This is a genomic window from Nocardia puris, from assembly GCF_003315035.1.
In the GTDB taxonomy this organism is placed as follows: Bacteria; Actinomycetota; Actinomycetes; order Mycobacteriales; family Mycobacteriaceae; genus Nocardia; species Nocardia puris.
The window spans coordinates 51,732-74,906 of the sequence record NZ_QNRE01000003.1 but is presented as its reverse complement, the minus strand read 5'-3'; the positions used below and the strand labels follow the sequence as shown (position 1 = coordinate 74,906).

18 protein-coding genes are annotated in these 23,175 nt (G+C 68.7%); 10 read left to right on the top strand and 8 right to left on the bottom strand.

Going from position 1 to position 23,175, the window contains the following annotated elements; genetic code table 11:
• Positions 1-827: 827 nt before the first annotated feature.
• The 6 genes from DFR74_RS10485 to DFR74_RS10460 all read left to right on the top strand — a co-directional run bounded on the left by DFR74_RS10485 (position 828) and on the right by DFR74_RS10460 (position 11,241).
• A complete protein-coding gene (locus DFR74_RS10485) occupies positions 828-4,565 on the top strand; it encodes a nitrate reductase subunit alpha (protein ID WP_067510043.1) in 3,738 nt (1,245 codons plus the stop codon).
• A gap of 62 nt (positions 4,566-4,627) precedes the next feature.
• Complete coding sequence (gene narH / locus DFR74_RS10480) at positions 4,628-6,352, top strand: nitrate reductase subunit beta (RefSeq protein ID WP_067510175.1); 1,725 nt, start codon at positions 4,628-4,630, stop codon at positions 6,350-6,352.
• Complete coding sequence (gene narJ / locus DFR74_RS10475) at positions 6,349-7,029, top strand: nitrate reductase molybdenum cofactor assembly chaperone (RefSeq protein WP_067510042.1); 681 nt, start codon at positions 6,349-6,351, stop codon at positions 7,027-7,029. Before narH ends, narJ begins: the two co-directional genes overlap by 4 nt.
• Entirely contained in the window at positions 7,026-7,784 is a 759-nt protein-coding gene (gene narI / locus DFR74_RS10470; RefSeq protein ID WP_067510041.1) for a respiratory nitrate reductase subunit gamma, read from the top strand. The genes narJ and narI overlap by 4 nt, the downstream gene beginning before the upstream one ends.
• A gap of 254 nt (positions 7,785-8,038) precedes the next feature.
• Positions 8,039-8,734, top strand: coding sequence for an ABC transporter ATP-binding protein (locus DFR74_RS10465; RefSeq protein ID WP_067510039.1), 696 nt, complete (start codon positions 8,039-8,041; stop codon positions 8,732-8,734).
• Positions 8,731-11,241, top strand: a complete 2,511-nt coding sequence (locus DFR74_RS10460; protein ID WP_067510037.1) for an ABC transporter permease — start codon at positions 8,731-8,733, stop codon at positions 11,239-11,241. The genes DFR74_RS10465 and DFR74_RS10460 overlap by 4 nt, the downstream gene beginning before the upstream one ends.
• A 20-nt stretch (positions 11,242-11,261) precedes the next feature.
• Here the strand turns inward: DFR74_RS10460 and DFR74_RS35880 are convergent, their stop codons facing one another.
• Positions 11,262-11,423, bottom strand: a complete 162-nt coding sequence (locus DFR74_RS35880) for a hypothetical protein (protein WP_170160731.1) — start codon at positions 11,421-11,423, stop codon at positions 11,262-11,264.
• Between the two features lie 153 nt (positions 11,424-11,576).
• On the opposite strand from DFR74_RS35880, the gene DFR74_RS10455 reads away from it, so the two are divergent.
• Genes DFR74_RS10455 through DFR74_RS10445 form a run of 3 tightly spaced genes read left to right on the top strand, consistent with a single transcriptional unit; the run spans position 11,577 to position 15,814 of the window.
• A complete protein-coding gene (locus tag DFR74_RS10455; protein ID WP_170160730.1) occupies positions 11,577-13,193 on the top strand; it encodes an AMP-binding protein in 1,617 nt (538 codons plus the stop codon).
• A gap of 33 nt (positions 13,194-13,226) precedes the next feature.
• Positions 13,227-14,414, top strand: a complete 1,188-nt coding sequence (locus DFR74_RS10450; RefSeq protein WP_067510035.1) for an aminotransferase class III-fold pyridoxal phosphate-dependent enzyme — start codon at positions 13,227-13,229, stop codon at positions 14,412-14,414.
• Entirely contained in the window at positions 14,411-15,814 is a 1,404-nt protein-coding gene (locus DFR74_RS10445) for an aspartate aminotransferase family protein (protein ID WP_067510033.1), read from the top strand. The genes DFR74_RS10450 and DFR74_RS10445 overlap by 4 nt, the downstream gene beginning before the upstream one ends.
• Before the next feature lie 4 nt (positions 15,815-15,818).
• On the opposite strand, the gene DFR74_RS10440 is transcribed toward DFR74_RS10445, so the two are convergent.
• The 3 genes from DFR74_RS10440 to DFR74_RS10430 all read right to left on the bottom strand — a co-directional run bounded on the left by DFR74_RS10440 (position 15,819) and on the right by DFR74_RS10430 (position 18,968).
• Positions 15,819-17,012, bottom strand: a complete 1,194-nt coding sequence (locus DFR74_RS10440; protein ID WP_067510031.1) for a cytochrome P450 family protein — start codon at positions 17,010-17,012, stop codon at positions 15,819-15,821.
• Between the two features lie 652 nt (positions 17,013-17,664).
• Positions 17,665-18,114: a VOC family protein gene (locus tag DFR74_RS10435; RefSeq protein WP_067510029.1), complete on the bottom strand. Its 450-nt coding sequence runs from the start codon at positions 18,112-18,114 to the stop codon at positions 17,665-17,667.
• A 125-nt stretch (positions 18,115-18,239) separates the two neighbouring features.
• Positions 18,240-18,968, bottom strand: a complete 729-nt coding sequence (locus DFR74_RS10430) for an imine reductase family protein (RefSeq protein ID WP_067510027.1) — start codon at positions 18,966-18,968, stop codon at positions 18,240-18,242.
• A 99-nt stretch (positions 18,969-19,067) separates the two neighbouring features.
• On the opposite strand from DFR74_RS10430, the gene DFR74_RS37805 reads away from it, so the two are divergent.
• Positions 19,068-19,586, top strand: a complete 519-nt coding sequence (locus tag DFR74_RS37805; protein ID WP_113975052.1) for a winged helix-turn-helix transcriptional regulator — start codon at positions 19,068-19,070, stop codon at positions 19,584-19,586.
• Between the two features lie 182 nt (positions 19,587-19,768).
• Here the strand turns inward: DFR74_RS37805 and DFR74_RS10420 are convergent, their stop codons facing one another.
• From DFR74_RS10420 to DFR74_RS10405, 4 genes are read right to left on the bottom strand one after another with little or no spacing between them, the layout of a single operon-like run.
• Positions 19,769-20,533: an ESX secretion-associated protein EspG gene (locus tag DFR74_RS10420; RefSeq protein WP_067510025.1), complete on the bottom strand. Its 765-nt coding sequence runs from the start codon at positions 20,531-20,533 to the stop codon at positions 19,769-19,771.
• Positions 20,534-20,542: 9 nt separating this feature from the next.
• A complete protein-coding gene (locus tag DFR74_RS10415; protein WP_084537761.1) occupies positions 20,543-21,919 on the bottom strand; it encodes a hypothetical protein in 1,377 nt (458 codons plus the stop codon).
• Entirely contained in the window at positions 21,919-22,323 is a 405-nt protein-coding gene (locus DFR74_RS10410; RefSeq protein WP_067510021.1) for a hypothetical protein, read from the bottom strand. The genes DFR74_RS10415 and DFR74_RS10410 overlap by 1 nt, the downstream gene beginning before the upstream one ends.
• A gap of 49 nt (positions 22,324-22,372) precedes the next feature.
• Complete coding sequence (locus DFR74_RS10405) at positions 22,373-22,921, bottom strand: DUF3558 domain-containing protein (protein ID WP_084537759.1); 549 nt, start codon at positions 22,919-22,921, stop codon at positions 22,373-22,375.
• Positions 22,922-23,175: the final 254 nt, after the last annotated feature.

Here is a 23,175-nt window from a genome sequence, read left to right as displayed (position 1 = left end):
GTCGTTGCGGTCGAGACTGGTTGTCGGCCGGATCTCTCGCTGAATACCACCGCTTGCCGAGGCGTCCACGGATGATGCGGTCCTCCCGGCCCTGTCCATCGCTGCATGCCACGGATTTGCCAGGCTCACCGAATCGGCAACACACCTCCGCTGAAGCCTCCGGGCACCTGCGGCATCGCTGCCACCGCCCACACCCGTGCCGCACTGACGTTCGGCACGGCCGCCGCGCATTTCCGCCCACTGGCTGTCCACAACCGTCTCGCCGCATCCGCGTGATCGGGTGGATCCGTGGCCGCCTTCGTGGCCCATTACATGGCCATTCATCAATCTGCTCGAGGTGACAACTGATCTCGCTCGCACATGGGTAACTCGCCGGGTACCGGCTAACTCAGCCCCATCAAACGACGGCAGACGGCCACCCAACGATCCCCGCCCCTGACGCAGCCGCCTTGAACGCGGAGAGGCGGACAAGGAGGCGGACAGCGGGTGCGCAAATCTCCGTGTGCGAAACCACAATTCGAGGCTTTCCCTCTCCCGAAAACGTGTTAACGATTGTAAACCGCGCGAGAACCAGCTGTTTCCAAAGCATCACCGGCAAGTCCCCCTGACGACCCCTCCACCCCGCAAAACCCGAGTTCAGCGCCCATCGCCCCTGGTCGCCGTGTCGTCGCCGGATATTCGCGCGCGCCGTACCGTGACCGGCATATTGCCTCGACCTCACAACTCACCGTGGCCTTTCGAGCGCTGTGAAAGAATCGTTTTGCCGCGCGAAACGACCTCCCTACAGTCGAAACATCAGCCCGATTCCACAGCTCGAAGGGGGCGTCGTGGTCACCTCGCGCACTCATGATCCGGCAGGCGGTTCTCCCGATGCCGGCGATGTCCTGCTCCGGCTCGGCAAGTATTTCCGGCGCGGCGAGGTCTCCGAGGACCAGCGGGTGCTGCACAAGGTCGGCGGCCGCGGCGCGGACGAGTTCTACCGCGACCGCTGGGCGCACGACAAGGTGGTGCGCTCCACACACGGCGTGAACTGCACCGGCTCCTGCTCGTGGAAGATCTACGTCAAGGACGGCGTGATCACCTGGGAGTCGCAGCAGACCGACTACCCCTCCGTCGGCGCGGACAAGCCGGAGTACGAGCCGCGCGGCTGCCCGCGCGGCGCGTCGTTCTCCTGGTACACCTATTCGCCGGCGCGGGTGCGCTACCCGTACGTGCGCGGCACCCTGCTCGAGCTCTACCGCGAGGCCAAGGAGCGCCTGAAGGATCCGGTGCTGGCCTGGGCCGACGTGGTCGAGGACCCGGAGAAGGCCCGTCGCTACAAATCCGCCAGGGGCAAGGGCGGTTTCGTGCGCGCCGAGTGGTGGGAGGCCGCCGAGATCGCGGCCGCCGCGCACGTGCACACCATCAAGCGCTACGGCCCCGACCGGGTCGCGGGCTTCTCGCCGATCCCGGCCATGTCGATGGTCAGCCACGCGGTCGGCGCGCGGTTCATCTCGCTGCTCGGCGGGTCGATGCTCTCGTTCTACGACTGGTACGCCGATCTGCCGGTGGCCTCGCCGCAGGTGTTCGGCGACCAGACCGACGTGCCGGAGTCGGCCGACTGGTTCGACGCGGGCTACCTCATCATGTGGGGCTCCAACGTGCCCGTCACGCGCACGCCCGACGCGCACTACATGACCGAGGCGCGCTACCGGGGCCAGAAGGTCGTGGTGGTGTCGCCGGACTACGCCGACAACACCAAGTTCGCCGACGAGTGGGTGCCCGCGCGGCCCGGAACCGATGCGGCCCTGGCCATGTCGATGGGTCACGTGGTGCTCAAGGAGTTCTTCGTCGAGCGTGACACGCCCCGCTTCCTCGACTACGTCAAGCGCTACACCGACCTGCCGTACCTGGTGTGCGTGGACGACCCGAAGGGCTGGGACGCCGAGGGCGACTACCACCACGACGGCGCGCTGGCGGGCAAGTTCCTCACCGCCGCCGACCTCGGCGACACCGCCGAAGGGTCCGCCCACAAGCCGGTGCTGCTGGACGCCGACGGAAACCCGGTGGTGCCCAACGGTTCTCTGGGCCACCGCTTCGGCGCCGACGACGCGGGCAAGTGGAACCTCGACCTCGAGGGCGTGGACCCGCTGCTCACCCTGCACGGGCGCGACGGCGCGCAGAGCATCGCACTTCGCCTGCCGCGCTTCGACTCCGACTCGGCGGGAGTGCTGCTGCGCGGCGTCCCGACCGTGACCGTCGCGGGCCACCGCGTCACCACCGTCTTCGATCTGCTGCTCGCCCAGTACGGCGTGGGCCGCGCGGGCCTGCCCGGCGAGTGGCCCACCGGCTACGACGACGCCACCACCCCCTACACGCCCGCGTGGCAGGAGGGCATCACCGGCGTCCCGGCCGCGCAGGCCGAACGCATCGCGCGCGAATTCGCCGACAACGCCGACCGTTCCGGCGGACGCTCGATGATCCTGATGGGCGCGGGCACCAACCACTGGTTCCACTCCGACCAGATCTACCGCGCCTTCTTCACCCTCACGCTGCTCACCGGCTGCCAGGGCGTGAACGGCGGCGGCTGGGCGCATTACGTGGGGCAGGAGAAGTGCCGACCGGTCACCGGTTGGGCCACATTGGCTTTCGGCCTGGACTGGCAGCGCCCGCCGCGCCAGATGCAGGGCACGGTGTTCTGGTATCTCACCAACGACCAGTGGCGCTACGACCCGTTCACCGCCGAATCGTTCGCCTCGCCGCTGGCGCAGGGCAAGTTCGCGGGCCGCACCGCCGCCGACAATATCGCGCTGGCCAGCAGGCTCGGCTGGATGCCCAGCTACCCGACCTTCGACCGCAATCCCCTCGACCTGGTCGACGAGGCCGAAGCCGCGGGGGTGAGCCCGGCGGATCACGTTGTCGCGGGCCTGAAGTCGAACGATCTGCGCTTCGCCTGCGAGGACCCCGACGCACCGGAGAACTTCCCGCGCTGCCTGACGGTGTGGCGCGCCAACCTGCTCGGCTCCTCCGGCAAGGGCAACGAGTACTTCCACCGGCACCTGCTCGGCGCCGACTCCAACCTCCAGACCGGCGAGGCCACCGGCGTGCGCCCGCAGGAACTGGTGTGGCGCGAGCAGGCCGCCACCGGAAAGCTGGATCTGCTGCTCTCCCTGGATTTCCGGATGACCAGCACCACGCTGTTCTCCGATATCGTGCTGCCCGCCGCCACCTGGTACGAGAAGCACGACCTGTCCTCCACCGATATGCACCCCTTCGTGCACGCGTTCTCGCCCGCCATCTCCCCGCCGTGGGAGGCCAAGACCGATTTCGACGCGTTCCACCGCATCGCGCGCGGCTTCTCCTGGATGGCGGAGAAGCATCTCGGCAAGCGCAAGGACATCGTCGCGGTGCCCTTGCAGCACGACAGCCCCGACGCGCTCGCCCAGGCGGGCGGCCGGGTGCTGGACTGGAAAGCCGGTGAGTGCGAACCGATTCCGGGCAAGACCATGCCGAAGCTGGTGGTGATCGAACGCGACTATCCGAAGCTGGCCGAGAAGATGGCCGCGCTGGGACCGCTGGTGGAATCGCTCGGACTCACCACCAAGGGCATCACCACCTACCCCGAGGCGGAGGTGCGGTACCTGGCCGGTGTGAACGGCACCGTGGTTTCCGGTGTGGCGCAAGGGCGTCCGTCGCTGGCCAAGGACACCTTCGCCGCCGAGGCCGTGCTCGCGCTGTCGGGCACCACCAACGGCAGGCTCGCCGTGGAGGGCTTCGAGGCGCTGGAACGCCGCACCGGCACCGAACTGGCCGACCTGGCCGCCGAGCACGAGGGCAAGCGAATCACATTCGCCGACACCCAATCCCGCCCGGTGCCGGTGATCACCTCGCCCGAATGGTCGGGCAGCGAGACGGGCGGGCGCCGGTACTCGCCGTTCACCATCAACACCGAACGGCTCAAGCCCTGGCATACGCTCACCGGCCGCCAGCACTTCTACCTGGACCACGACTGGATGATCGAACTCGGCGAGCAGCTGCCGATCTTCCGTCCGCCGCTGGACATGACGGCGTTGTTCCACGAACCCGGCGTCGGCACGGTGACCGAGAGGGGAGTCACCGTGCGGTACCTGACGCCGCACTCCAAGTGGTCCATCCACTCCGCCTATCAGGACAACCTGCACATGCTCACGCTCTCGCGGGGCGGGCAGTCGATCTGGATGTCGGACAAGGATGCCGCGAAGATCGGTGTGCGCGACAACGATTGGATCGAGGCGATCAATCGCAACGGCATCGTGGTGGCCCGCGCGATCGTGTCGCACCGGATGCCCGAGGGCGCCGTGTTCATGTATCACGCGCAGGACCGCGCGGTGGACGTGCCGCGCATCGAGGGCACCCCTGAGGTGGACGACGCGCGCGGCAAACGCGGCGGCATCCACAACGCGCTGACCCGCATCATGATCAAGCCCTCGCATCTCATCGGCGGCTACGCCCAGCAGTCCTTCGCCCTGAACTACCACGGCCCCACCGGAAACCAGCGCGACGAGGTCACCACCATTCGCCGTCGCTCGCAAGAAGTGGAGTACTGACGTGCGCGCCCACAGCCCGGCGCCCGTCACCGACCCGGGAAGGCGGGACTGACATGCGCGTCATGGCACAGCTGGCCATGGTGATGAACCTGGACAAGTGCATCGGCTGCCACACCTGCTCGGTCACCTGCAAGCAGGCGTGGACCAATCGCGGTGGCACCGAGTACGTCTGGTTCAACAACGTGGAAACCCGTCCGGGACAAGGCTATCCACGCCAGTACCAGGATCAGGAGAAGTGGAAGGGCGGCTGGACGCTCAACCGGCGCGGCAAGCTCACGCTGAAGTCCGGTTCGCGGATGAAGCGGCTGCTCAACATCTTCGCCAACCCGGATCTGCCCACCGTGTCGGACTACTACGACCCGTGGAGCTACGACTACGACAACCTGCTGTCCTCCCCGGCCATGGACACCACCCCGGTGGCGCGTCCGAAATCGGTGATCACCGGCGAGGATACGAAGGTCACCTGGGGCGCGAACTGGGACGACGACCTGGGCTCCGGCCCGGAACAGGTCGGCAAGGACCCGCTGCTGAACAAGTTGTCGGAGAAGGTCAAACTCGAGTTCGAGGAGACCTTCATGTTCTACCTGCCGCGCATCTGCGAGCACTGCCTCAACCCGTCGTGCGCGGCGTCGTGCCCCTCGGGCGCGATCTACAAGCGCGCCGAGGACGGCATCGTGCTCGTCGACCAGGACAAGTGCCGCGGCTGGCGCCAGTGCATCACCGGCTGCCCGTACAAGAAGATCTACTTCAACCACAAGACGGGCAAGGCGGAGAAGTGCACCTTCTGCTACCCGCGCGTGGAGGTCGGCATCCCGACCGTGTGCTCGGAGACCTGCGTCGGGCGGCTGCGCTACATCGGCGTGATGCTCTACGACGCCGACAAGGTGCTCGAGGCCGCGCAGGTCACCGACACGAAAGATCTGTATCCCTCGCAGCTGGGCGTGTTCCTCAACCCGCACGATCCGCGCGTGGTCGCCGAGGCGGAGCGCGCCGGCATCTCGCCGGAATGGATTCAGGCGGCGCAGGATTCGCCGGTCTACAAGCTGATCGTGGATTACCAGCTGGCGCTGCCGCTGCATCCGGAATACCGCACCATGCCGATGGTCTGGTATGTGCCGCCGCTGTCGCCGGTGGTGGACGTGCTGAGCGAGACGGGGCACGACGGCGAGAACCACGGCACCCTGTTCGGCGCGATCGACGCGCTGCGCATCCCCGTCGAATACCTGGCGGAGCTGTTCACCGCCGGTGACGTCGGCCCGGTGCGGGCCTCGCTGCAACGGCTCGCCGGCATGCGCTCGTTCATGCGCTCGGTGAACCTCGGCCAGGAGCCCGATCCGGCGATCGCGCCGTCGGTGGGGCTCGAGCCGGAGGAGATCGAGGCGATGTACCGGCTGCTGGCCATCGCCAAGTACGAGCACCGCTACGTCATCCCGCAGGGCGCGACTTCGCAAGCGCACGAACTGGATTCGCTGGCGACCGGGTGCAGTCTCGACACCGACGGCGGGCCGGGGATGACGGCGTTCGACCAGATGGTGGAGAAGTTCCACCTCACCGACTCCAACGGCGCCGCGCCGGAGGAGAAGTCGAACCGCATCAACCTGCTCAACTGGGACGGACGCAGCACCGACGGGTTGCTGCCCTCGAACGGCAACGGCGCCGCGAAAGCCGAAGGCGCGCAGGCGAACGGCAGCAACGGCGCTGCCGCGGGAGGGGCCGGCACCGGCGGCAACGGCGCCGCCGGCAACGGCACCGCCCCGGCCCCCACCGCCAGCGGGGCGCCACGATGAGCCTGCTGAAGTTGCGCCGCAGGCCGGAGCCCGCGGTGCGGATGTCCGAGCGCGACCGTCGCCTGATCTGGCGGCTCACCGCGCTGGTCCTCGACTACCCCGGCCGCGAGCTGCTCGGCATGCTGGACGAATTATCTGCCGCCGCAGCGGAATTGCCCGACGAAGTTCGCCCCGGGTTCGAGGCGCTGCTGGCCCACCAGCGCGGCACACCGCCGATCGACCTGGCCGCCGACTACGTCCAGACCTTCGACCTGCGCCGCCGCGCCAGCCTGCACCTCACCTTCTACGCCTACGGCGACACCCGCAAACGCGGTATGGCACTGCTGCGTTTCAAGCACGCCTACCGCCACGCGGGCGTCGAGCTGGGCGACGAGGAACTGCCCGACCACCTGCCCGTCCTGCTCGAATTCGCGGCCACCGTGGACCCGGTCGGCGGGGAACGCCTCCTCGGCGAACACCTCCCGGTGATCGAACTGTTGCGACTCTCCTTGTCCGACAGCGGATCCCCGTACGCCGCCGCGCTCGCCGGTGTGGTGGCGACGCTGCCGCCGCTCACCACCGCCGACCGGCGACGCATCGCCGAACTGGCCGCGGCCGGCCCGCCGGAGGAGGAAGTGGGCCTCGAGCCGTTCTCCATGGACCCGACCATGTTCGCCGATTCGGAAGGCCGCCGATGAACGGATCGATCCCCGTCCCCGTCGAGTTGTGGCTGATCCTGCCGTACGTCGCGTTCACCTCGTTCGTGCTCGGCCACATCTGGCGCTACCGCAACGACCAGTTCGGCTGGACCACCCGCTCCTCGCAGATCTACGAGAGCCGGTTGCTGCGCCTGGGCAGCCCGCTGTTCCACTTCGGCATGCTCGGCGTGTTCTTCGGGCACGTGCTCGGCGTGCTGATTCCGCAGTCGTGGACGGCGGCCGTCGGCATCACCCAGCACACCTATCACCTGATCGCCGTCGGGGCCGGTTCGGTGGCGGGCGCGATGGTGCTGGCCGGCGTCGGCATCCTGCTCTACCGCCGCCTCACGGTGCCCGCGGTGCGCAAGGCGACCACCGCCAACGACAAGGCGATGTACATCCTGCTGACCGCCGCGCTGGTCACCGGCCTGCTCAACACCTGGGGCAGCAACCTGCTCTGGGGCACCTACAACTACCGCGACACCGTCTCCCCGTGGTTCCGCAGCCTGTTCTCGCTGAGCCCCCACCCGGAACTGATGGTCGGCACACCCTGGACCTTCCAACTGCACGGACTGGTCGTGCTGGTGCTGGTCGGCGTGTGGCCCTACACCCGGCTGGTCCACATGTTCAGCGCACCGGTGGGGTACCTGACCAGGCCGTACATCGTCTACCGGCATAAGCAGTCGAATGCTGCGGATACGCGCAGGTACGCGAAGGCGTGGGAGGCGCCGGTGACGCCCGAGCGCTGGCGGTGAGTTCGGCGCGCTGGTGAACAGCCGCGCGCGCTGGTCGACGCCGCCCCCAACCGCGATCCGGTGGGGGTGGCGTTCGGTATTTCCGGGAGCGCTCGAGTTTCGGCAAAGCCGGGGCCGGGGGTTCGGGGCGGGGATACAGTGAGGGCGCCCTGAGCTCGGTGCGATCGAGGTCCGGGTTGTCGGAGTGTCGTGTCGGCTCATCGGGGAGTCCGGCCGGGTCGCCCGTGCGGCGGCCGCGGATTCGAGGGGTGCCGATGACGGAGGACGCGGTAGTCGTCGCTCGGGGCGTTTCTCGTGAGTTCCGGATCGGCGAGGCGACCGTCGCGGCGGTGCGGCCCTGTGACGCGCAGGTGCGGGCGGGGGAGCTGGTCGCGATCGTCGGCAAGAGCGGCAGCGGCAAATCCACACTGTGCCACCTGCTTTCCGGGATCGACCGCCCCACCACAGGTTCGGTGTCCATCCTCGGCCGCGACCTCGCGGACCTCTCGACACGCGAGCTGGCCGAATTGCGCGCCCGCCACCTCGGATTCGTGCTCCAGCGCGACAATCTGGTGCCCTGGCTGACGATCGAGGAGAACGTCGCCGCGCCCCTCATGTTCGCCGGAACCAAGCGCAAGGCCGCCCTCGCCGCCGCCCGCGACGCACTCGACCGGGTCGGCCTGGCGGACCGGGCGCGATCCTGGCCGACGCTCGTCTCGGGCGGCGAAGCCCAGCGCGCCGCCGTGGTGCGCGCCTGTATCGCCGGGCCCACCGTGGTGTTCGCCGACGAACCCACCGGCGCGCTGGACCGCCAGAACGGTGCCACCGTGCGCGAACTGTTCCGCAAACTCGTCAGCGAATCCGGTGCCGCCGGCGTGCTGGTGACCCACGATCCGGACGTCGCGGCGGACGCGGATGCGGTGTGGCACATGTCCGACGGAGTGCTCGATCGGAGCGGAGGCGCGCGGTGAACCGCGCCTCGGCGGTGGCACTGGTCGCGCGAGCGCTGGCCCGCGGCTGGTGGCGGCGGCCGATCCGGTTGATCGCCACCGTGTGTGGGGGCGTCGGCGGTGTTCTGCTCGCGGTCGCGGTGCTCACGATCTCGGTGCCGGTGCTGCAATCGGTGCGCTTGGCGCCGCTCGAGGCGATCGATCCCGAGGTGGTCGCGGTGTCCGCGAAGGCGCCGGTCGGCCTGTCGGCCGAGCTGGCCACCGACATCACCCTGGCCACCGGCGCGCAGTCGGCGCGAATCCTCATGGCCAGCACGAATATTCGCGGCGACACCGACTACGCCCCCGCGCGCGTCCTCGGCGTCGACACGGGCCTGCCCTCGATGCTCGAATCCGACGCTCGCTCCGAGGCTTTCGCGCCCCTACTGCCCGGCCAGGTCTACGTGCCGAGGAGGTGGGCGGACGAGCACGGCATCGCCGCCGGGGACAGCGTCGAGATCGTGACACCGACGGGTGCACGCCCCTGGCGGGTGGCCGATGTGCTCGGCGACGAAGCTACGGGCGGCGGACCGGCCGTGATCATGGGCATCGGTGACCTGTCCGCCGCTTTCGACCGAGGCAGCGCCGTCGACATCCTCCTGCTGCGCGGCGACGCCGAGGTCGCGGACCGCGCGCGAGAGATCGCGGGTGGCGCGGCGCTGGTCGGGCCGCCGGACGAGATCTTCGCGCCGTACTCCCGCGTCTTCCGCACCCCGCTGCTGCTGGTGTGGATGTTCCTCCTCGTCGGCCTGCTGACCGGCGCCGTGGTGACGTTCCTGACCTGGCGCCTCGCGCTCGCCGACGCCCGTCCGGTGCTGGCGCGCCTGCGCCTGATCGGCGTGCGCACCTCGGACCTGGTTCTCGGCTCCGGCCTGGTGATGATCCCGATGCTGTTGTGCAGCTACGCCCTCGGCGCCGCGCTGGGTCTGGCCACCGGCCGCGGCCTGGACTCGATCGGCGCGCAGATCGCGAATTTCACCCAGCAGGCGCTGGATTCGCGCACCGGCATCGCGATCCCGCTGGCCGGTGGTTTCGCGACGGCCGTGGTGATGTTCGGATTCGCCTGGCTGTCGGGCATTCTCGGGCTGCGCCAGGTCACCGCCATCGACGCGGTCACGGGCCGCGATCAGACGGCCGTGCACGCGACGGGGGTCGGCTGGCCGCTCGCCGCCGGTGCGGTGTGCTTCGCGGTGGGCGCGCTGGTCGTGGCGAGCGCGGGCAGTGTCGCGTCCCCCGTGTGGTCGTCGGTCACCTCGGCCGCCGGTGTGCCGTTGCTGGTCGTCGCGATCGTGGTGCTCAGCGTCGTGCTGCCGGTGGTCGCGGGCACCGCGATCCGGCGACTCGGGTCCGGTGCGACCACCCTGTTCGTCGGGCGGCAGCTCGAAGTGTATTGGCGGCGCAACGCCGCCCTGGCCATCACTTTCGCGATCGCGCTCGTCACCTCCATTGCCGTGTCCGGCGCGTCGGGGAGTATCCGCGGCGATCTGGAGGCGTCCATGGTGCGCTGGACCCAGGCCGACGTGTTCGTGCAGGCGGCGCCGATCGGCCAGAACCTGGCCGACGAAACCCTGCCCCCCGCGCTGGCCGACGAGATCAGGGCGTTGCCGGGCGTCGAAGGGGTGTACGCCTTCTCGATGTCGCTGATGGTGCTGGGCGAGGATCGCTATCAGGTGTCGTCGCTGTCCGGCGATATCGGGCAGGCTTCGGACGCGCGGATTCTGGAGGGGCCCGCCGACGTACTCGATCACCTGAGCGGTTCGGATGTCGTCGCCTCGTCGAACTTCGCCCGCACGCGGTCGGTCGGGGTCGGTGACACCGTCGAACTCCCAATCGCCGACGGCACCCGCACCGGCCGGGTCGTCGCCATCGTGGACGATTCGACCTCCGACGGCGGCCTGGTCTACGTGAGCGCCGACCTCTATCGCGACATCACAGGCAAGGGCGCCTACTCCTTCGCCGTGCTGGTGGCCGACGGCGCCGAGGCGCAGGTCGCCGCCGGTCTGGAAAGCCTGCTCGCGCAGCGGTATCCGCGCGCCGCCGTGCTGGACCGCGACGCCTATCGCGCCAGTGTGAGCTCCACCCTCGGACGCTTGATGAGCTCGTTCGGCGTCCTCGCGTGGGTGATGTTCGGTGTGGCGGCCGTGGTCGGGGTGACCACGTTGGCGTCCAATATCTTCGAGCGCCGGCGGGGACTGGTGCTGACCGCCCTGTCCGGCGATCCCCGGCCCGGCGAACGGTTGCTGGGGGCGGAGGCGGCCGTCATCGCCGGACTGGCCTGGGTGATCGCCGTGCCGGCCGGCCTGCTGGTGACCGTCGCGATGCTCGGCGTGCAGTCCCTGATGAGCGGACTCGCGCCCCGGATCGACCTGCCGCTCGGCATGATCGGCGTCAGCCTGCCGGTGACCTTGGCGGCGGTGGCGTGCGCCCTGTGGATCGCCCGCCGTTCCGTCGCGAACAGTTCACCTGCCGAGGTGATCGCCGACGAATGACCCGGCCGTCCGGCATTGTGTCACAGCCGGACGGTCGAATACTCGAATATTCCTGAATAAGCGCCGGATTCGCGACGAGCACCGACGCCGATACTGTCTGCCAAACCGCTATCCTGTGCCGTCGCGAGAGAGGTAAAGAAACCACGCGCCTGGTATTGCCGAATACCCAATGCCTGCGTCACGATATAAGAGTCCGAAATCAACTCGGCGATAGGCTTATTCGGCGACAACGCGTTCCTTGTCGATCGAACCATTCCACACCGGACCATCGGCGGTCCACTCGCAGCGGGTCGTGCCGTGGCCCGCCGCACCGCGCGGTATCGAGGAGGGGTCAAGTGGGCAGTCGGAAACCGAAGAACGTGGCGGCACTGCTGGATTGGCACGCGGGACGTTCGCAGCAGACGACCTTCCACCTGGACCGGCCGTTCGACATCGCACCGTGGGAAGGCACCGTGATCGACGGCGCCGCCGCGGCGGGCCTGGTCCGGGACGCCGCCGGTTGGCTCCACGCGGCGGGCGCTCGTCCCGGCGACCGGGTGGCGATCGTGAAGGACAACCACTTCGACATCCAGTTCCTGGTCGCCGCGGCCGCCCGCATCGGCGCGGTACCCGCGGCGCTTTCGTCGGCGGCGCCCGCGGATACCTTGCGGCACTTGATCACCTCGACCAAACCGGCGGTGACCATCTTGTCGCCCAACGTGATTCGCGCACTCACCGAGGGCGGTGAGAAACTGCCGGAGGCGGCGGGCCGGATCGTTGTGGTGGGCGAGGATTCCTACCCCGAGTCGATCGGCGACGTAATCCACTTCGAGGAGCTGCGCGGCGGGCCGGAGGCGCCCGTCCGGCTGCGTGCCGACGACGAGCCCGCGTTCCTCTGCCACACCTCGGGCACCACCGGACTGCCCAAACTCGTGGTGCACACGACCACCACCCTGTATCACGCGACGCGCTTGGACACGATTCCCTTCCCTGTCCTCACCAGCGGCCACCGCGATGTCTACGCCTCGGCGGTCTCCTTCGCGCATGCCAGGGCGGCGGGCACCTTCACGGCGCAATTATCATTGGCTCCAGCGAAATTGGTGATCCTCTCGAATCATGAGCCGGACAACGCCGTCAGCGTGCTGCGCAACCATCGCGTCACCATTCTCGAGGCGTGCCCGAACATCTTCCTGCACTGGCAGCCCCTGACGCGCACGCATCCGGAACTGTTCGAGCGGATCCGGTTGTATTTCAACACCTTCGATCTCATCCACCCGTCGACCGTGCGCGCGTTCCTGGGTGCGACGCGCCGCCGCTTCCCGCTGTGGTTGCAGGGGTGGGGGCAGAGCGAGACCGGACCGATCACCGGCGGCTTCTACAACCGCACCCGGGTGCGGTGGGCCTCGGGGAAGTCGGCGGTCACCAGCGATATCGGCTGGACCGTTCCCGGCATCAGCCGCGCCAAGGTCGTCGACCCGGTGACCGGTGCGCGGCAACGGATCGGACAGCCCGGGCTGCTGATGGCCCGCGGCAAGGGCCGCTGCGTCGACTACCTCGGCGAGACGGAACGCCATCGCGAGAAGGTCGACGGGAAGTGGTGGAACACGGGCGATCTCGGCTATCGCGACCTGCTCGGCCGCTTCCGGTTGCTGGACCGGGAGGTCGACATGATCCCCGGCATGAGCGGCATCGACGTGGAGAGCCTGCTGCTCGACCGCCTCGAGCACGCCACCGAGGTGGTCGTGCTCGGCGTGCCGGGCCGGTTGCCGGCGCCCGTGCTGTGCCTGGCCGGCGGCGCCTTGGACGAGGAGCTGTGGGCGCGGGCGACGCGGGACCTGCCGCCGCTCGGGCCGCCGGTGGTGCTGCCGTGGGAGGACGTGCCGCGCACCTCCACGTGGAAGGTGCGCCGCCACGCGCTGCGCGAACAGGTGCTCGGCACCGCGGAAACCTTCGGCACCGGACGGTGGACCTGACGGTCGCCGTCGAGAGGGAAGGGGAACTCGACCATGCCCGTGACAGAACCCGTGATCGTCGGCGCGTCCGGCGCGACCCTGCGCACCGCCGACGGCCGCGAGCTGATCGACTGCGCGTCGGCCGCTTTCGGCTATCAGTATCCCGTTGTGCGAGAGGCGGTGTCGGCGCAGCTGAGCGTACTGCCGCAGTCGACGCGCATGTTCCTGAACCGTCCGCTGGCGGATCTGGTGCGCCACCTCGCCGAAAGCACGCCGGGCGACCTGGCGGTCACCTATCCGGCCAACTCGGCCGCCGAGGCGATGGAGGGCGCGCTCAAGCTCGCGCTCGGCTACCACCGGCGTTCGGGGCGAAGGGGTTTCGTCGCGACCCTCGGCTCCGACCACGGCGGCAGCGGTGGCGCGATGAGTGTGTCGCGCCTCGGATCTCCGGAGAGGGCCGAGGTTGCGGGCGCGCCGATCGACGTGGCGTTCGTCCGATTCGGTGACACAACGGAATTGCGCCGGGCGGTGGAAAGGGCACGGCCCGCCGCTGCGGTCCTCGAGCCGATCGCCACCGGGGAGGGGCTGACGGTCCCGCCCGCCGGGTACCTGAGCGCGGTGCGGGAGATCTGCGACGAGTCCGGCGCGCTGTTGATCGTCAACGAGACCATCACGGGACTCGGGCGCACCGGTGCGCGGTTCGCGGTGGACGCCGAGAACGTGGTGCCCGACGTCCTCGTGCTCGGTGGCGCGTTGGGCGGCGGGGTGCTGCCGGTGGGGGCCTACGTGACCAGGGCGGCGATCAACCGTCGCGTCTACGGACGGCGCGGGCCCTGGTTGCACGGTTCGACCACCGGCGGCAATCCGCTGGCCTGTGTGGCGGCGGTGTCGGTGCTCGACGTGATGGAGCGGGAGGACCTGCCGGGCCGCAGTCGCATCAACGCGCGACGAATTCGGCAGTCACTGAACGACATTCATCTCCGGCATGCCGACGTGGTGAAATCCGTCGCCTCCGTGGGTCAGCTCGCCGCGATCACCTTCCACGACCCGGCGTCGGCGAGAGGCGCTGCGTCCCAGGCTCGCGCCCACGGCGTGCTGGCCTGGGAGGGTGCACTCGACCGTGGCGTCCTCGGCCTCCGTCCGCCGCTGATCTGCACGGGCGCGGAACTCGAGCGGGCGCTCGACGGCATCCGCGCCGCCGTGGACGCGGTGGGCACGGTCGCGGAGGAGCGAATCGCATGACCGCCCGATCCCGGCGCGCGGTGCTCGACATCTACCGGCGTCACTACAACCACTCGCTGTCCCTGATGATGCGCGCGGGCCGGCTGCCCATCGAGGTGAGCGCCCGCGAGCACACCATCGTCGACGAGCGCGGCCGCGAGTACCTCGACTTCTCCGCCGGATACGGGGTTTTCGGGCTCGGCCACCTCGATCCGGACGTGCAGCGGGCCGCGCAACGCCAACTCGCGGAGCTCGCGATGGTCCCGCCCCCACTGCGCACGGCCGCCGCGGAGGAGTTGAAACGAACGCTGGCGCGGATCACGCCGGGCGATCTCGAGCACGTGATCCTCAGCGGCAGCGGTTCCGAAGCGGTGGAAGTGGCGCGGCGGCTCGCACGGCTGGCCCGCCCCGGCCGCGTCCGGATGGTCGCCGCCACCACCGGCTACCACGGCAAGACGCTCGGGGCGATGGCACTACTGGGCCAAAACCATCTGACGGCACCGTTTTTCGACGCCGATCCCGACACGCGTTTCGTGCCCTACGGTGATCTGCGCGCCATGGCGGCGGCCTTGGACGACGGTGTCGCGGCGGTGTGCCTGGAACCGGTGGTCGGTGGCGGTTACGTGACCGTGCCGCCCGACGGTTACCTCACGGAGGTCGCCCGCCTGTGCCGGTGGCACGGCGCGCTGCTGATCGCGGACGAGGTGCAGACCGGATTCGGCCGCACCGGAACGCTTTTCGGTGTCGATCGCGAGAACGTGGCGCCCGACATCCTCGTGGTGTCCAAGGCGATGTCCGGGGGTCATGTGCCGATCTCGGCGACCGTCGTGCGCGACGAGGTGTTCGCCGCGGCGCTCGAAACCTCGGGCGGCGCACTACCCTTCGACACCGAGGCGGGCTGGTCACCCTTCGTGTGCGCGGCGGCCGCGGCGGCGATGGAGAAGATCGTCGCCGACGATCTCGCGGGCAATGCCGCCAGGCTCGGGGACTACCTCCTCGACCGACTCGCCTCGGTGGCCGCGAGGTATCCGAGCCTCGTCCTGGAGGTCGAGGGGCGCGGGCTGATGGTCGGGATGAAGGTGCTCAACCCACTCGTCGAACAGGGCATCCTCCTGCAGATGGTGCGGCGCGGCGTGCTGACCGGCATCTCGATGAACTCGGCGGCGAAACACCCTGCGCTGCGGATCTTTCCGCCGCTCACCGTGAGTCGCGCCGAGATCGACAAGGCGGTCGCCGCGCTCGACGCGACCCTCGCCGACCTGTCGCAGTATCCGGCGTTCAGCTACCGGATCCTCGACACGTTCATGGCCGTGCAGTTCCACTTGCCGCGTTGGCTGCTGCGCTACGGCGCCGATATCCTCTCGGCGCGCCGGGGCATCGTCCGCACGCGACCGTGGACGCCGGCGTTCGTCGCCGACTGACGGATCACGCCACCGCGGCCGACGGCGCGCCGTGCGGGTGCACCGGCAGGCTGTGCAGTCCGCGGATGAGCAGACTCTCACGCCACCGCAGGTCCCCGGCGGCGAGGCGCAGGTCGGGGTAGCGCCGCGCCAATCCGTCCAGGGCTATGCGTGTTTCGAGCCGGGCCAGCCCGGCGCCGAGGCAGTAGTGGATGCCGTGGCCGAACGCGATGTGTCCGGAGTTCCCCCGGCCGGGATCGAAGCTTTTGCCGTCCGGGAACTTTCGTTCGTCGCGGTTGGCCGAGCCCACCGCGACCAGCACCAGTTCGCCCTCCGGCACCGTCGCGCCGCCGATCGTGACCTCGGTGGCGGTGAAGCGGACGGTGGTGAAGTTGACCGGGCCGTCGTAGCGCAGGATCTCCTCGACGAACGGCGCGACCAGTCCGGGATCGGCGCGCAGGGCGCGGTAGCGGCGGGGGTCGTCGAGCAGCGTGTAGATCGCGTTGCCGAGGAGGTTCACGGTGGTCTCGTGCCCGGCGACCAGGATCAGGAACACCATGGCGACCAGCTCGTCGCGGGTGAGCCTGCCGCCGTCGTCGCTGGCCGCGACCAGGTCGGAGATCATGTCCGCGCGCGGATCTTCACGACGGGCATCGATCAGGCCGTCGAGGTAGTCGGCGAAAGCGTCGGTGGCGCTGCGCTTTTCGGAGGCGTCGGCCTTGGTGACGTCGACGATCACGGTCGACCACTCCCGGAATCGGGGCCGGTCGCGTGCCGGGACCCCGAGCATCTCGCAGATCACGATGATCGGCAGCGGGAACGCGAACTCCTCCAGCAGGTCCACCCGATCCGCCCGCCCGATCCGCTCCAGCAGCTCGTCGGTGACGGCTTCGACGCGCGGCGCGAGCGCGGCGAGTTTGGACGGCGCGAACGCGGGCGTCACCAGTCTGCGCAACCGGGAGTGTTCGGGCGGGTCGGTGTTCAGCAGGTGCCGCTTGACCCGCGGGCTCACCGCGGCGTCGTCCCGTTTCGGCGGCGTGCCCGGCGGATTCTTGCGGATATCGGGGTGGCGCAGCACCTCCAGCGCCTCGTCGTATCCCACCACCAGCCATGCTCGCGCTCCCGTCGGCAACGTGACCTGGTGCACCGGCCCCTCGGCCCGCAAGCCGGCGGTGAAGTCGTGGGGCGCCCGAAAGTAGTCCGCAGATAGATGTTTCATCTATTGGGGTCCTTGCTGGTGAGTATCCCGGGGCGGCACGCCGTCGTGCCGGTGGAAGAACGGGTGCGCCCACCACGCTGTGGACAGCGCGCAGCGGCGGCGTGTGCCGGGATACCGGATCGGGGACCGTTGTCCGACAACGGAATTCCACCGCCCAGCTACCGCCACCGAAGGCAAGGCGATGCTATCCGCAATCCCGCGCCGCCAGGGGAGTGACGCTGAGCACGCGGGCGATGCCGGTGCGATTGATCGTTCGACCTGTGTGGGTGATGGGGAGGCCGGTGTGGTGGGCCATTGTGTGCGACGCACCGGAAACGTACTGGTCATGCCACTCGGCCAGGGTGTCAGGTGCTCGTGTCGATCACCGGGGCGCGTTGGCCGCCGGGAAACCCGGGATCCGGTGAGCGATGCAGCTCACCGGATCGCGCGGTTGCTATCAAGCGTCCAGTTGGTGCAGTGTGGACGGCGGGTTCGTGGTTGCTGGCGATCACAGGGCTACCGATCCGAGCCGGGATGGCGCCGAATCGGTGTCGCTCCGTGCCTGTTCGACGGAGCGACCCCGATACGAGGTCAGCGACCTGTGGGTGGGTTGTACGCGAGTGGCCACTCGCGCGGACACCACGGATGGGCCGAAGCCAGCGGACCCGGCGGGTCACGCCTTGTCGTAGGCGTCCTGCAGCACCTTGATATCCAGCTTGGACATCGTCTGCATGACCGCCCCCGCCGCCGCGGCGCGATGCGGTTCACCCGCCAGCAGTTCGGTCAGCTTCGCCGGCACCACCTGCCAGTGCATCCCGTACCGATCCACCAGCCACCCGCACGGCCCCGGCTGCCCGCCCTCGGTGAGCGCCGCCCACAGCCGGTCCACCTCCTCCTGCGTGTCCACGGTGACCTGCACCGACGCCGCATCCGTCAGCGGATGCCCCGGCCCGCCGTTCATGAACGTGAACGACTGCCCCTGCAGCTCGATCGCCACCACGAACGCCGACCCGTCCGGCTGCCGCGACACCTCCACCACCCGCGACCCCGGAATCAACTCCACATACCGTCGCGCGGCCTCCTCCGCCTGCGCCTCGAACCAGAAGAAAGTGGTGACGCCCATGATGATTTCCTCACTCGTTGTAAGAACGTCCTGTCACCTATCGGTCGGAGCAGGGCGTCACCCTTCGACACATCTCCCGAACTTTCTCGAGGAATCTTTCCGCACGGGGCCGTGCGGCGCGGGCGCTATCGGCGCAGCAGATCCACCACGCCGGTGGTCGACTCGATGCCCTCGGTGTAGTCGCCGCCCGCCAGCTGCGCCGCCGTGCCGAAGGCGTATCCCGCCATGGCCCGCTGGTAGGCGACCATGCGCGGCGCGAACTCGACCGGCGAGATGTCCTCCTTCGCGATCAGCGTGAACGCGTGCGCGGCGCAGGCGAACATGCCCCACATCGCGCTGAGCAGGGCGATGTCATACAACGCCGCGAAACCCGGGTCGGTGCCGACGTATTCGACGCCGGCGGGCACGGCCAGCGCTTCGGCGTGTGCCGCGTGCGCCTGCGCCGACCCGCTGTAGAAGATGTACGCGCCCGAATCCGCGACCCCGATCATCGACGGGACCGCCATGATGCCGCCGTTCAGGAACCGGCCACCGCGCGCGCCGATCCACTCCGCGAGCGCCCGTGCTTCACCGGGGGTGCCGGTGGTGAGGTTGACGATGTCGCGGCCGGTGAGGTCGAGGCCGTCGAGTGTCGCGCGCACGGACGCGTCGTCGGGCAAGCAGACGACGACGAGAGAGTTGGCGGCGACGGCTTCGGCGGCGGTGGAGGTGGGCGCGCTACCCTCCGGCGCTGTTCGGGGACCGCGGTTCCACACGGTGACGGCGTACCCGGCGCCGGCCCACGACCGTGCCGGCGCCGTTCCCATATCGCCGAGACCGAGGACGGTGAGCGACTTCGTCGAATTGTCGGACATGGGAGCTAGCCTCGGCCGCAGCCGGGGACCTTTCATGTACGCACAACAGGGTGGGTACGCACTTCCGGGTAAGCGAACAGGCAGGTGAAAGGGGTTGTCGTGCCGATCACACGCAGACCGGGCGCCTATACGTGCGGGCTCGACGCCACGCTCTCGGTTCTGAACGGCAAGTGGAAAATGTTGATCCTCTGGCCCCTCAGCGAGCGCCCGCACCGCTTCGGCGAACTTCGCCGCGAAGTCCGGGGTGTCACCGAGAAAGTCCTCACCACACAGCTCCGCGAACTCGAAGCCGACGGGATCGTCCACCGTGAGGTCTACGATGAAGTTCCCCCGCGCGTCGAGTACTCCCTCACTCCGCTCGTCACCGACTCAACACCGCCCTGCTCCCTCTCGAGGCCAGGGGACGGGAGAATCTCATGGGCGACGTGGCGGCGCCGTCGAACTGAGGGGTGCCGCCGCCTCGGTACCGGCTGGCGCCGGAGGCGTCCGAGCGCGGAGTCCGAGATCGGCGTGGTGCGGCGCCTGCTCGTGCAGGCCGCCACCGCTGTCGGTAGCGGCGCAGGCCCGGTGTGGACGCCCGGGGAGGGCTGGTCCCGAGTCGGTCGAGCTGACCGGTGATCGCAAACGATCGTTCGGCTGCGATGCTCGCGGGGTCCCGGTGTGAGTTCGCGGCGAGGCCTGGTCGGCATCGGAACCACCGGCAAGTCCGGCCGCCATGTCGTCCCGCCTGCCCAGTCGCGCGTGGTGATGCGGATCCTTGTGCTCAGTGCGGTGATTCGAGGCCCGAGGTTTCTGGAGGGCTACCAGGCTCCGGTGCGGAGGCGGTGGACGTGGTCGATGCGTAGTTGGAGGTGGCGCATCAGTTCGTCGATGGGGCCGGGGGTGACGGTGAAGTCGTTGTCGTTGTGGTTGGTCAGGAGGTAGCGGCCGTCGTTGGGGTAGTCCATCCAGAGGAAGGCGTGGCCGTCGTTGGTGGGGCGCGCGTCGAAGGCCGCGCCGGGGTAGACGGTGATCTCGCCGGTGCCGATGCGGGGGCGGCGGATGAACCTGGCGAGTTGTTCGGTGGGGGACAGGCGCGTCGGATGCTGTGAATACACCGGCTGATTCAAGTCGGAGCGGCGGGCGCCGAACGGCTGGTGCGACCCACCGCGTACGCGCGGCAGGTGGGACGCGATCGTGGACACCGCCATGTTCGCGTAGCCCATGGTGATCACCACGTCGGTGCCGTGCTCGACCGTCGGACCCGGCTGCTGCACGGCGATGGTGGCGACCTGGTCGACCAAGCCGGCGTGCACGCGCACCACGCGATCCTGTTGCGGACCGTGGAATCCGTGGATCTCGACGCGCACCTGCGGCTCCAGCAGCACCTCCATCGCCCGGTACAGGCGCTTGTCGAACACCTGCGCCAACCGCTGCTCGGTCCGCCGGACCAGCCGCTCGTAGTCGTCGCGGTGCTCCATGCGCGCGGGCCGGAAGCTCAGCGGGTACGGGAAGCGGTCGCGCCCCAGCCTCTCCAGGAGGATCTCGAGCGTGAGACCGTCCAGCTGCCACCGCAATTCACTCATGCCCGCGCCTCACCCGCCGATGACTCCGCCCGGCGGCAGGACGCGCGGCTGTTCGCCGAGGAGTTCGGTGGTGCGGTCCTGGACGAGGTAGTCGGGGATCTTGTGCTCCTCGTCGTCCTCGCCCTTGCCGCGCCCGGCACCCGCGCCCATCCCGCCCATGCCGGGTATGCCCGCGCGACCGGCCGCCGCCGCGGCGCCCATCCTGTTGCCGCCCGAACCGGGAGTGTTCGTGGTGCCCGCGCCAGGGACGCTCTTGCCCGGGCTGGGGGTACTGCCGGGGCCGGGCACGCCGGGACCCGGGCCTGGTCCGCCCGGAGTAGTCGGTGAGCCCGGGGTGCTGGGGATGTTGCTGTTGGGCTTGCCGACGGGGTCCTGCAGGTAGGACGACGGGGTCGTCGGGGCGGAGCTGGCTGGGTCGGTGCTCGACGGGTCGGTGGTGGTGTCCTCGGGGGTGCCCGGGTTCTCGGTGTCGGCGGGGTCCTCGGCGGACGGGTCTTCGGTGCCGGGCACCTCGGTGGTGGGGGTCTGGGTGTTGGACGGGTTGGTGCTGTTGTTATCGGAGTTGTTGTTGTTCGAATTGTTGTTGTTCTGGTTGTTATTGCCCGGGTCGTTGGGCTTGTCCGGGCTCGCGGTGCTGACCGGCTCGGGCAGGATCGGAGTCTGCTGATCGACCTGGTCGGCGCCGAGGGCGTAGGTCTTCATGACTTCTTGGGCCCGGGCTTCGGCCTCGTTGGCGCGATGCTTCCCGAGCTTGAGCACGCCGTTGCCCGGGATATGACCGAGGAACTCGTCGATGGCGTTGGTCTCGATCGGAGGTGCGACGGAGAGCTTCGCCTGGTCGAGGTAGCCCTGGATCAGATCGATGCCGTTGGCAACCTGCTGAAAGCTGACATGCAGCTTCTCGGAGTCGGTGGTGTACGCGCGGGTGGATTCCATCGCGGCGTTCGCAGCCCGGCCTGCCCACTTGTCCTTGATATCCGCCTCGACACCGTCACGGAACACCTGGAACGCGTTCTGGGCCTGTTGTGTCAGCTTCCGCCAGCCGTCGGCACCCGCGTTGATCTGCGTCTGGTCAACACCGTTGTGGCTGGAACCGTCCCCATTGAGCGCCTTCCATATCTCCTCGTGCGACCACGTTTCGAACGGTTCTTTGGTCTTGATGGCCGGGGGCGCGGGGTTGTTGTACTGGCTGAAGAGCTGATTGCCTTCGTTCTGGATGATCTGGCGATCGTCCTTCCACGCGTTCTCGCCCTCGGTGGCGCGGTTCCGATCGCTGTCACGGTTCTCGTCGGACTTGTCGTGGGAGTTGAAGATCGCGGCCGGGGCGGTGAACGGATTGACCGAATTGAGCGCGTCGGCCACGGATTCGAACGGATTCAATCCCATCAGTTCACCTGCTCGGTTTGGGTGCCCATCTGGTTTCCGGCGTTCTGATCGGTGTTCTGGAGTTCACCGATCGCGGCGAGGTAGGCGTCGCGCATCGTCTTGACCACCTCGATGTGCTGTTGAATGCGGTGGACGGCATTGTCATCGGGGTCGTGGTCAGCGCCGCCGGTCGCCTTTTTCTGGAACTTGCTCTGCAAGTCCTGGGCCGAGGGCAGGCCGCCATAGCCAGACAGATACTGCAGGTTCTGGGCGTCGATTTTCATTTGATCGAGGGCGACCAGAAGGGTATTGCAGCGATCACGAAGAGCCGCGCCGATCTCGTGGTCCATCGTGAACTCGCCGTTTATCGCTTGGTCTTTGAAGTTCTGCCAGGTCTTCAGATGGCCTTGCATGTCACCAGTCATTGTCATGCTCCCCTCGCGATATGTCTTCATCGCCGCTGCGGGCGGCGCCCTAATTGGGTAGGTGGCGCTCCAGATCAGTGGCGTGCTTGATTGCCAAATCGCATCGATCGTGAGTCTTCGGCTGAGATGCGCGCCAACCAACGGCGATTGTGAACGAGCCTTGATCCGCCGGGAAGGCTACATAGCAGCTCTCCGTATCCGTGTCGGACTGGTTGCGGGTGACCAGAGCCGGGCGGGTTCCGATTGTGGTCTCGCGGAGCAGGACGAGACTTGGGTTGGCGCGAATCTCTTCCAGTTTGCGGCTGGAGGACATGACGTCGACCCGATATGGGAGCTCGACGGAGTTCCAGCCACATACTCGCCATGCAGACGCGTCGGAGGGGTTCACCGTGTCACGCTCGCTCGCTGGATCGACGCCCGTTTCAACCAACCACTCGTCCGGGATGTCCGTACACGGATTGAGCAAGTTGTCCATGGCGGGCGTGGTGGTGGTCGATGTGGACTCGGCCTGCCCACCGACCTCCGTTCCGCACCCCGCGGCCAGCACGAGTACCGCACCCCCCGTGATCGCGGTGCGTAGGGCGTGAGCGATGCGCATGGCTCTCCTGGCGTCGACGTGGCAGTTTCCCCCGCTGCAACTATATGACGCAGCCGGTGCCGCCACGGTTCCGCCCGATTTTCAGCACCTACCGTGTATCGCCCCCGGCGCGGGTGACATGTGCCATTCGCGGGCCGGCAGACGCAGCCTGTGCTTGTCCGGTCTCGCTCGAGTCGGGAGCTCTACCGCTGTCGCGGTTCGCATGCAGTGGGCGGCCCCTCTCGGACGACCGAGACGTTGGCGCGGAACAGTTC